This is a genomic window from Chamaesiphon sp. OTE_8_metabat_110, from assembly GCF_031382685.1.
In the GTDB taxonomy this organism is placed as follows: Bacteria; Cyanobacteriota; Cyanobacteriia; order Cyanobacteriales; family Chamaesiphonaceae; genus Chamaesiphon.
Genome location: NZ_JANMZA010000676.1, coordinates 1 through 9,960, shown reverse-complemented (window position 1 = coordinate 9,960; position 9,960 = coordinate 1). Strand labels below are relative to the sequence as shown.

Sequence of the window (9,960 nt, the reverse complement as noted above, 5' to 3'; positions counted from 1 at the left end):
CGGTCAAAACTCCTAGCCAAATCGAATCCGTTGAGGCTATAAATAATAAGTCAGATAGCAATACCTAGATTGACTATATTGGTTCGGATTTTTAAACATTTAGACCAATATAACCTTGGGTAAAATACTAGAGTCTTGAGCCAGTCGATCGACAAAATCGTCTGTACCTTCAATTCCGATCGATTGTAAGGTAGTTAATAAATTACGACTATCTTGAATTAACTGGGTGACATCAATCCCCGCATATATTGGTTGATAATAAGGCAACCGACCGATCCCTTCGCCGAGTAAAGTCACCGCGCCGCGCCAGTTGCGATTGTGGAGATGATAGCAAGCGACGGCGATTTGCAGTACACCTTGATAGAACTTTTTGTCTGGATCGATCGAGTCCATCCACAAGGCTTCAAGGGTATCATGACAGGCATAATATTCGCCTGTATTAAACTCATGAATACCCTGTAACCATTCGGCTGGGTAGTCACTCATCTATTTTCAGCCAACCATTGCCATGATGACCGTAATTGCATTGGGGATTGAGGATTTCGGTGAGGATTTCTAGGGATTCTACGAGTCTGGGGCCGGGACGATTGAAATAGGCATTACCATCAGTAATATAGACTCGACCCAATTGGACTGCTTTAAGCTTTTCCCATTGGGGATGTTTAGTCAATGGTTGAGCTTCAATCCGAGTTCTGTCAAGATCGAAACCACAAGGCATAAAAATAATCGTATCGGGATCGGCGGCGATTAATTCATCCCAACTAATCCGGGGTGAATGTTGTCCGGTAACTCCGCCAATCGACTTACCTCCAGCTATCTCAACTAGTTCGGGAATCCAATTTCCTGCCAACATTAGCGGATCTGTCCACTCGATACAGGCAACTCGCGGCGGATTTGCCTGGAGACTTTCGCACTGAGTTTGGCAAGTTTTAACTCTGGATTGAAGTGCCGAGAGAATCGGTTGCCAGTCAACCTGGAGAGTTTCACCGACGCGTTGAATATCTGCCCAGACATCGGCGATCGTGTCGGGTTGGAGTGAGATAATTTGGGGGTGACTACTCGTTAATTTCGCGACGGCTTTTTCTACTTCACCAAAACTTACCGCGCAAACGTCACACTGGTCTTGGGTGATAATGTGAGTAGGTTCTAATCTAGTCAGCTCGTCGAGATTAATTTCATAAATACTCGCCGCTGCTGCCAGTAATTTATCTACCTCTTGATGAATCTCGCCACTAGGCTGATGGATCGAAAGTCTTGCCGCAGTGCAAACTGGGCGATTTTTTATTTCTGGCGGGTAGTCACACTCATGGGAAATTCCGACTAGTTGCTCCGTCAATCCCAAACAAGCAATAATTTCCGTGGCACTCGGTAAAAGTGAAACTAGCCGCAGTGATGCTAATTGAGTCATAAGTTGCGAAAATAGAAGGGCACGGTTCCAGTAAAATCGACAGTAATTAACATCTAACCTCCACTATGACTCATTCTACCGATATTCCGACCCTAGCACGTTGGATGGCTGGCGATTTTAGCAATCAAGCACAGGCATTTGAAAATCCGCCATTTTTTGCCCACATTCGGGTGTGTATGCGTCCGCTACCGTATGAGTTGTTTGGTGGGGTGAGTTTGTTTCTGGAACAGGCTTATGATTTCATGCTACACAATCCCTATCGCTTGCGAGTATTGAACTTTGTGATTGTGAATGACCGCATCGAAATCGAACACTACACGATCGATCCCGAAGCCGAATTTTACGGAGCCGCCCGTAAGCCCGAGATATTCGAGCAGCTCACCCGCGATAAAATTATTAAGATGCCCGGTTGCACGATGATAACCGAGTGGACGGGCAGTACATTTAAGGGCTATGTGGAGCCTGGAAAGGGCTGCAAGGTCACGCGGAATGGCAAAGATACTTATTTGGACAACAGCTTTGAAATCGGCCCTGGGCACCTAACTAGCCTCGATCGCGGTCGCGATCTTGAAACCGACGAGCGCGTCTGGGGATCGATCGCGGGGCCATTTGAATTCACTCAGACAGCCAGTTTTGCCGATGAAATTCAGCTTAGTCAGGTTGCTAGTCTGTAAAGAACAAGTCAACAGCCCAGGCACTACGCATCAGCGAAGGTTGATGCTTTCTAGTTAATAAATAACTGCAACTAAGCAGGTAGGTGCAATTATTTATAAAATAGATTATGCCTGAAACCTAGCTGGTGGGCAGTGCCCACCCTACGCGATGTCTAGTTTCGCTCTTAGCGGTTTTTGGGGATCGTCAGGGATCGAGCTGAATTTATGGGACTACATCGATCGCGATAATGCTCCGAGAGAGTCTAGATGCACCTGCTGCGGCGACTTCTTCAAAGCCACTATCTAATGTGATAAACATTTCCCAATAATCTCGATCGAGCATATCCGCAATTTTAGTAACTACTCGATGTTCGAGTTCGTTATTTCGCTTACCTTTCCACAAGTTATCGGCAAGGGCGACGATTAATTCTTCCAAACTGCATTCTAGTTGTTGCCATTGTCCGTGCGATCGACAACATCGCGCAATCCTAGGATCGACACCCTGTTCTAATAACATTAACTCACCTGCTGCTTCATGTCGATTGCCACGATCGACTAGTTCTGATGGGTACAAGATTTTGCCAGTATCATGAAAAGCCACGCCCAATCTAATCCACTCTCGATCGAATAGAATGTCAAGCTGTTGGAGCTGTGAAATTAAAATTTCGGCAGCTTCGCCAACCAATTTAACATGTTGGATTAAACGTAGCTTTGCACCTAAGTCTTGAAGTAGTTGATAGCAATCGTATACAGATTGGAAACTTTTAAAACTCTGTTTCATCTTTGAAATCACTTATCTAAATACTTATCATCCACTACTGCAACGGCTTGAGCATCCCGAGATTTAGCTAGCAAGCCATGCTTGGGTGCAAAAATCATCGCCACTAGAAATAATAGAGTTTGCAAAACGACGATACAGCCCCCCGTAGAGCCATCGATATGGTAACTAATGTAGGTACCCATGACGCCGGAAAATATCCCTGACGCCATCGCAATCAACATCATCATATCAAATCTATCGCTCAACATATATGCAGTTGCACCGGGCGTAACTAGCATCGCGACAACGAGAATAATTCCCACTGTTTGGAGGGCAGCAACGGCAGTCAGCGCTAGGAGAGATAGTAAAACGTAGTAGAGAAAAGTTGTATTCAAACCGATCGATCGAGCATGGGTAGAATCAAAGCAAAACAGCATCAAATCTTTGCGTAAGATTGCTAAGGTTACTAAAGTAATCGCGCTAATAATTACCGTTTGGATGATATCACCGTCGGCAATTCCCAGGACATTCCCAAAGAGAATATGTGTCAGGTCGATCGAGCTGCGAACTTTAGAAATCAAGACTAAACCTAGTGCAAAAAATCCGGTAAATACTAAACCAATAACCGTATCTTCTTTAATTCTAGTTTGAGATTTGATAAACCCGATCGCGATTGTCGAGCCGACTCCAAATACAAAGGCACCGATCGCTAGCGGGATATTGAGCATGTAGGCAACTGCGACACCGGGCAACACCGCATGAGAGACAGCATCCCCCATCAGCGACCATCCTTTGAGGGTCATATAACAAGAAAGTGCCGCACATACCATCCCGACTAACGCACTCACAAAAATGGCTTTTACCATAAACTCATACTGCAATGGTGCGACAAACCAATTAATTATATCCACGATTTATTGCTCCCGATTTACGCGATCTAATTGACTGGTGACGCTTGAAAAATCGCCCAAGGAACTATCGAAAGCACGAGAGATATTTTCAGGAGTAAAGACATCAGCAGTATTACCATAAGCCAGAATACTGCGGTTAATTAGTACCACCCGATCGCAGAAGGTTTTAATCGATGCTAGATCGTGCGTAGAAATTAAAATTGTATGCCCGGTTTGGCGAAGCTGAAGGAGCAAATCGATAATCATTTTCTCAGTCTTGACATCAACACCAGCAAACGGTTCGTCTAATAGTAAAACTTGAGCTTGTTGAGCTAGTGCCCGCGCAAAAAATGTCCGCTTCTTTTGACCGCCAGATAATTCGCCGATTTGCCGATCGCGTAAGTCCCACATTTGCACGCGTTCTAGACTTTCGCGGACTATTTGTTTGTCGATCGAGCGCGGTATTCTCAACAGATTCATATACCCATACCGTCCCATCATCACCACATCGGCCACACTAACTGGAAAATTCCAATCTACTTCTTCTGATTGGGGCACGTAAGCAACGAGATTGCTTTTTTGGGCTTGATGAATTGACAACCCATTAATTAAAATGCGTCCGCTGATGGGTTTTGCAAAACCCATAATTGCTTTGAACAGTGTTGATTTTCCCGCACCATTCATCCCTACCAATCCACAGATCGAACCACTATTAAGTTGCAGCGAAGCACTGTGGAGGGCGACTTTACCGTGATAAGCGACGGTTACATTGTGAATATCGATACCGATTGCATTCATTTGGTTGTCATCCCCTCAATCAGTGTGTTGATGTTGTACTCTAGTAATTTCAAATAAGTTGCTGCGGGGCCATTCGGTGGCGAGAGTGAGTCTACATAAAATACGCCCCCAAACTTGGCACCCGTCTCTTTAGCAACCTGAAGCTGCGCCCGATTATCGACGGTACTCTCACAAAATACAGTGGGAATCTGCTTAGCGCGGACGGTATCGATGACTCGCTCTACTTGTTTGGGGGTCGCTTGTTGTTCGGCGTTGACTGGCCAGATGTAGACTTCGGTGAGTCCATAGTCGCGAGCGATATAGGTAAAAGCACCTTCGCAACTGACTAAATAACGCTTGTCGGCGGGGATGCGGGCAACTGCTTGTTTGAGCTTAGTGTCGAGCGATCGAATCTGCTGGCTATAATTGAGGGCATTAGTGTCATAAGTCTGGGCATTAGTTGGATCGATTTTGCCCAGAGCTTGACGGATATTTTCGACATAGATCAGCGCATTTTTGGGAGACATCCAGGCATGAGGATTGGGTTTGCCCTTATAAGCATCGCTGCCGATCTCCACAGGTTGCACCCCCTCGCTGAGGGTAATATGCTGCACCTTGGGAAAACTATTGTAAAATCTCGTTGCCCACCGCTCCAAATTGAAACCATTATCGAAGATTGCGGTGGCACCCTGTCCCCGTCCCAAATCGCTCGGAGTAGGTTCGTAGCCATGAATCTCAGCACCGGGTTTGACGATCGATTCGACACCGATTTTATCGCCAGCCACATTCCGCGTCATGTCTGCGAGCACGGTAAACGTCGTCAGCACTACTTTCCGATCCGCTGGAGATTTTGAACCAGACTGCGATCCACAGCCACTAACCCACATTGTCAGTAATATCAGTGCAATCCCGGTGATGCTCGATCGAGTCGGCACCAATCCCGCTAACCGTGACGCTCGATCGGCATTGGCTGTCGGTTGATTCCAGATGAATTTTAGTCCGAACTTACGACCCATTACTACATTTCATAATTATCTCATATTCTTATATTAACATACGATCGAAAAAATGAAATGATGATGAGAACACAGGCAGCAGTAGCGTAATCGATCGCCCTACCGTAATCACAGCGGTTAGAAACCGCTGCTCTGCAAGGCAGACGCTTCGCGAACGGAATGCAAAGTCCGCCTACGCGGACTCATTGACTAGTCCGCGTAGGCGGACTTTGCATCATTAGCCGCGACTTCAGTCGCAGGCAAGAAATAAGTAGCAACCTAAGTTATTTAATGATGCTAACTACAGACAGCACCTTGCAGATCTAATGACAAAGCTCTAGCGTCCACTCGAATATCATGCTGTTCCCAAGCTTGTGTCATGGCTGTAGCAACGGCTTCAGCTCTGTCTGAACCGCTCAAAGCGAGTAAAGTCGGCCCCGCACCGCTAATTACCATGCCATAGCCCCCAGCGGCGATTACAGCTCGTTCTACGTCGGGATAGCCAGGAATTAGTTTTTGGCGGTAAGGTTGGTGGATGCGATCGGTTAATGCCGCAGCTAGCCATTGGGGATTACCCGTCTCCAATCCGCGTAACATCAAGCCTAGATGAGCCGTGTTAAAAATCGCATCGGCACGGCTGTATTCATTGGGCAACACGCTCCGCGCCTCAGATGTAGAGAGTTCAAAACTGGGAATCGCGACTATCGGCACGATCGTATTATGCCAGGGAATATCCGCGATCGCCCACCCACTTGCGGCAGTCGCGGCGAGTTGACAACCGCCAATCAGCGCGGGCACTACATTGTCGGGATGTCCTTCCATCTCGATCGCCAGTTGCATGAGTTCTGCGGGTGAGAGCGGGTTTCCTGCCAGCACATTGGCACCGAGTAAGCCACCGACGATCGCGGTCGCCGAGCTACCCAAACCCCTTGCTAGTGGGACACCTAGCTTAATTTCGAGCTGAATCACTGGCGGCGTACGATCGATCCGATCGTACAATTTGAGAAAAGCTTGATAGGCAAGGTTATTGGCATCAGTATTGACTCTAGCGGCTTCGAGTCCTTGTACCGCGATCGTCAAAGTTTCCGTCTCGATCTTTGTCCAAGTAAACTGATTGTACAAGCTCAATGCCGCACCAATACAGTCAAATCCCGCGCCCAGATTAGCAGTGGTAGCAGGTACGCGAATTGTTACGGTATTCATAGGGGGAAGGGGATAGGGAGTTGGGAGTTGGGAGTTGGGAGTTGGGAGTTGGGAGTTGGGAGTTGGGAAGACGCAAGCGTCCTAATATTCCTACCTTTTACCACCTCTTACCTTCTACCATCTCCCATCTCCCATCTGTGATGTAAATGAATGTCACAAATTGCAAAGTCTTTTAACCAGACACGCTAAACAATGTTGCAAATAGATTATAAATGCTAGTGTATAGTTAGTCACAAAAAAGGTGAGGTAGTTATATTATCCCTAGTTGGATAATCGCGATCCTAAAGCTGAAAACCCACTCTCGATCGGAGTCGGCAATTTTATCAGCTTAGTAAGTAAAATTCGCTACAGAGGAAACACTAGTTTCCACAATTTTTCTGCCTATCTCAACCTTAAACCCAATATCATATCCAGTGGGAGATGCTTATGAAGCTTGTGCTCCAGAGTAAGAACATCGAAATTACCGATGCCATCCGCGATTATGTCAATCAAAAAATCGAAAAGGCGGTCAGCCATTTTGAAAATATCACCACCGGGGTGGATGTAAATTTATCAGTTGCTAAAAATCCTCGCATTGCGTCCGCACAGGTGGCTGAAGTCACAATTTATGCGAACGGGGCAACGATCCGCGCCGAAGAAGCCAGCGAACATTTATACGCAAGTATCGATTTAGTTGCCGACAAAATTTCTCGCCAATTACGCAAGTATAAAGAGCGTAACTTTACTAAAAAAGATCGGACAGATCCAGCCGAAAATTTGGGAGAAGAATTAGATTTAGAGCTATTAGATTATAACCTCACCGACAATCGCGCTGCGACTTTACCCGCAGAAGTGGTGCGGACTAAATATTTTGCGATGTCGGCATTGACGATCGAGGAAGCTCTGTCACAGTTACAATTGGTCGATCACGATTTTTATATGTATCGAAGCGCAGAGACTGGTGAAGTGAATGTTGTTTATCGGCGCAATCACGGTGGCTTTGGGGTGATTCAACCACGTTCGACAAGTAATGATAAAAATGGTCGCGGTACTGGTGAAAAAGTATCGATTTCCAAAACAGTCTAGGTAATTAGCAACGATCGTTAGTAGGGGAAATATCTTGTCGGTTTCTTTATTCGGGTTCCCTCCGAATAAAACCGCCGCTGTCTTGTCTCGCATAATCCGGGAGGTTCCCTCCCGTTTGTGTGCGTCAGCGACGTGCGCTTTGCGCCGCCCCGTTCTGGAGGTGTATCCTTCCAGGTTAAGGGCGGTAAGACAGGAGGTTCCCTCCAAGTTAAGCGCGTCAAGACAAGAAAGGGAACCTCCCGGCTGCGTTGGCGAAGCCTCTGCCCTAGCAGATACCGCTTGATGAATTTCCCCACTACTAAATGTTAGAGAGATATTTCATGCTCGATCGGATCGCCAAATTTTAATCGTCCGATCCCAACTAGCGGTAATCAAGAACTTGCTGTTTATCTGAAACCCGATCGATCTGACGGCACTTTGATGAGCCTGGAAACTCTGAATTAATTGCTTAGTATTGGCATCCCAGAGGCACACCATCCCATCCATCGAGCCAGAAGCGATCGTTTGGTTATCGGGACTGATGGCAACGGTGAGAACGCCATCTTGATGCCCCTCTAATGTCTGGTGTGCTGATGTTCCCAGTTGGCGCACCTGGACGGTACGATCGGTACTACCCGTCACAATCAAACTCCCATTGCGACTAATTGCCAGCGCATGAATGGTGTGAGAGTGAGCCTCAATTGTCTTGAGTAATTGTTTGCGCTCGACATCCCAAAATCGAATCGTGCGATCGGCTCCAGCGCTAGCTAAGATTTTACCATTGGGCATAAAAGCCAGTGCCATTACCGACTCTTGATGTCCGTCGAGAGTATAGCTAATTTTACCTGTATCGGTATTCCACAGCCGAATTCGCCGATCTGCACTACTGCTTGCTAAGATTTTACCATCGGGACTAAACTGCACGCTGTAGACAAAGCCATGATGGCTATCGACACTGCTAAAATCCGCGTGTAATTCTTGAAGTGAGTTGATAATTGACTCTTTGCGGCGCAGTTGGACGCGGCGATTTTTGTCGCCGCTGGCCATTTGGCTGTAATTGGGACTAGCAGCTACGGCATAAATCGCATTGTTGGTACAATAGGTAGCGATCGGTTGTTGTGGCATGGTGAGGTTCCAAACTGCTACAGTACCCCCATCATCACCACTAATTAAATACTGACCATTAGTAAAGATCTCAATGGCATTAATTGGTTTACTATGCCAGGTAAAAGTATAGTCACACGTCCAGTTAGCCGTCGGTTGGATCGATGAGTTGGAGATCGGTTGGGGTGGTATGCCTAGCTCATTTAGTAAACCCAGATCGAACTGTTTAATGCTACTAGCTGGAGTGGGTGAAGGTGCGACGCGTGTTGGAAGTGCAGCGGTATTCTCTAGGATTTTAGGTTCGGGTAGATCGTTATTTTGAACTGGTAAATTAGCAACGTTTCTATCTACTAATTCATCGATTACCGCTTGTGCGGTTGGATAGCGATCGATCGGTCGCGGTTGAATTAATTTATCGATAATTATAGCTAATTGCGGATCGATCGCCACAGCAATTTTATCCTGCCAGTTCCATTGACTGCGATCGTCATCGAAGAGATTAAATGGTGAAACTCCCGTCCATAGATTGATACAAGTCACCCCTAGGCTATAGAGATCGCTAGACGCGAAAGCTCGTCCCCAGCCTTGTTCGGGAGCCATAAACTCGGGTGTGCCGATCGTCGTACCTTGGAGTTGCGATTTCCGATCGGCACCAGTGACTGCATTAGTTTTCGCAGCCCCAAAGTCAACTAGATATAGCTGACTGTTATCAGTGCGGCGGATGATATTTTCTGGTTTGATATCTCGATGAATAAATCCTAACTGATGGAGATAATTAAGTGTCGGTAAAATCGATTTTAATAATTCTCGAATCTGGGTAGCTGAAAAAGTACCCTGACTTGCTAACTCAAGTTTCAGATTTCGACCGTCGATAAATTCTTGAACTAAATATTGACGACCATCTGCGGTGATAAAGTAGGCAAGTAACTTGGGAATGTTGGGATAATCTAACTGCTCTAAGGCGCTAGCTTCTTGTGTAAACAATTCTCCAGCTTTTTGAGTTGCTGTAGTCCCTTCCACCTGCGGGAAAAATTGCTTGATAACACAAAAAGGTTTTGATGGCTTATCTTCATCGATCGCTTTAAATGTCCGCCCGAATCCACCTTGCCCGATCGGTTCTACGGCT

At 46.4% G+C, this 9,960-nt stretch carries 10 protein-coding genes; 2 read left to right on the top strand and 8 right to left on the bottom strand.

Annotated features, from left to right (window positions below; translation table 11 throughout):
- Nucleotides 1–99: 99 nt before the first annotated feature.
- Together RMO52_RS24390 and RMO52_RS24385 are read right to left on the bottom strand one after the other, a co-directional pair.
- Nucleotides 100–486 (bottom strand): DUF309 domain-containing protein, encoded by a 387-nt coding sequence (locus RMO52_RS24390; RefSeq protein WP_310419568.1) that lies wholly within the window; start codon nt 484–486, stop codon nt 100–102.
- A complete protein-coding gene (locus RMO52_RS24385; protein ID WP_310419565.1) occupies nt 479–1,408 on the bottom strand; it encodes a cobalamin-binding protein in 930 nt (309 codons plus the stop codon). Before RMO52_RS24385 ends, RMO52_RS24390 begins: the two co-directional genes overlap by 8 nt.
- Before the next feature lie 65 nt (nt 1,409–1,473).
- On the opposite strand from RMO52_RS24385, the gene RMO52_RS24380 reads away from it, so the two are divergent.
- Nucleotides 1,474–2,082 carry a chromophore lyase CpcT/CpeT gene (locus tag RMO52_RS24380; protein WP_310419562.1) on the top strand — a complete coding sequence of 203 codons (609 nt, stop codon included), beginning with the start codon at nt 1,474–1,476 and terminating at the stop codon, nt 2,080–2,082.
- 202 nt (nt 2,083–2,284) lie between these two features.
- Here the strand turns inward: RMO52_RS24380 and RMO52_RS24375 are convergent, their stop codons facing one another.
- From RMO52_RS24375 to thrB, 5 genes are all read right to left on the bottom strand, one after another.
- Nucleotides 2,285–2,842 carry an HD domain-containing protein gene (locus tag RMO52_RS24375; RefSeq protein ID WP_310419560.1) on the bottom strand — a complete coding sequence of 186 codons (558 nt, stop codon included), beginning with the start codon at nt 2,840–2,842 and terminating at the stop codon, nt 2,285–2,287.
- Between the two features lie 8 nt (nt 2,843–2,850).
- Nucleotides 2,851–3,687 carry a metal ABC transporter permease gene (locus tag RMO52_RS24370; RefSeq protein ID WP_396135102.1) on the bottom strand — a complete coding sequence of 279 codons (837 nt, stop codon included), beginning with the start codon at nt 3,685–3,687 and terminating at the stop codon, nt 2,851–2,853.
- Nucleotides 3,688–3,735: 48 nt separating this feature from the next.
- Nucleotides 3,736–4,509, bottom strand: a complete 774-nt coding sequence (locus RMO52_RS24365; RefSeq protein WP_309739020.1) for a metal ABC transporter ATP-binding protein — start codon at nt 4,507–4,509, stop codon at nt 3,736–3,738.
- The gene (locus RMO52_RS24360) at nt 4,506–5,504 is read right to left on the bottom strand and encodes a metal ABC transporter substrate-binding protein (RefSeq protein WP_310419554.1); all 999 of its coding nucleotides are present in this window, start codon (nt 5,502–5,504) and stop codon (nt 4,506–4,508) included. The genes RMO52_RS24365 and RMO52_RS24360 overlap by 4 nt, the downstream gene beginning before the upstream one ends.
- A 276-nt stretch (nt 5,505–5,780) precedes the next feature.
- Nucleotides 5,781–6,686 (bottom strand): homoserine kinase, encoded by a 906-nt coding sequence (gene thrB / locus RMO52_RS24355; protein WP_309739016.1) that lies wholly within the window; start codon nt 6,684–6,686, stop codon nt 5,781–5,783.
- A 426-nt stretch (nt 6,687–7,112) separates the two neighbouring features.
- On the opposite strand from thrB, the gene hpf reads away from it, so the two are divergent.
- Nucleotides 7,113–7,751 (top strand): ribosome hibernation-promoting factor, HPF/YfiA family, encoded by a 639-nt coding sequence (hpf, locus tag RMO52_RS24350; RefSeq protein ID WP_309739014.1) that lies wholly within the window; start codon nt 7,113–7,115, stop codon nt 7,749–7,751.
- 318 nt (nt 7,752–8,069) lie between these two features.
- Here hpf and RMO52_RS24345 read toward each other — a convergent pair.
- Nucleotides 8,070–9,960, bottom strand: a 1,891-nt coding sequence (locus RMO52_RS24345; protein WP_310419551.1) for a serine/threonine-protein kinase, incomplete at its 5' end; no start/stop codon positions are given.

Bases quoted from the DNA above. Each gene is read 5' to 3' on its own strand.
- RMO52_RS24390 (WP_310419568.1), bottom strand. From the start codon at position 486: ATGAGTGACTACCCAGCCGAATGGTTACAGGGTATTCATGAGTTTAAT.
- RMO52_RS24385 (WP_310419565.1), bottom strand. From the start codon at position 1,408: ATGACTCAATTAGCATCACTGCGGCTAGTTTCACTTTTACCGAGTGCC.
- RMO52_RS24380 (WP_310419562.1), top strand. From the start codon at position 1,474: ATGACTCATTCTACCGATATTCCGACCCTAGCACGTTGGATGGCTGGC.
- RMO52_RS24375 (WP_310419560.1), bottom strand. From the start codon at position 2,842: ATGAAACAGAGTTTTAAAAGTTTCCAATCTGTATACGATTGCTATCAA.
- RMO52_RS24370 (WP_396135102.1), bottom strand. From the start codon at position 3,687: ATGGTAAAAGCCATTTTTGTGAGTGCGTTAGTCGGGATGGTATGTGCG.
- RMO52_RS24365 (WP_309739020.1), bottom strand. From the start codon at position 4,509: ATGAATGCAATCGGTATCGATATTCACAATGTAACCGTCGCTTATCAC.
- RMO52_RS24360 (WP_310419554.1), bottom strand. From the start codon at position 5,504: ATGGGTCGTAAGTTCGGACTAAAATTCATCTGGAATCAACCGACAGCC.
- thrB (WP_309739016.1), bottom strand. From the start codon at position 6,686: ATGAATACCGTAACAATTCGCGTACCTGCTACCACTGCTAATCTGGGC.
- hpf (WP_309739014.1), top strand. From the start codon at position 7,113: ATGAAGCTTGTGCTCCAGAGTAAGAACATCGAAATTACCGATGCCATC.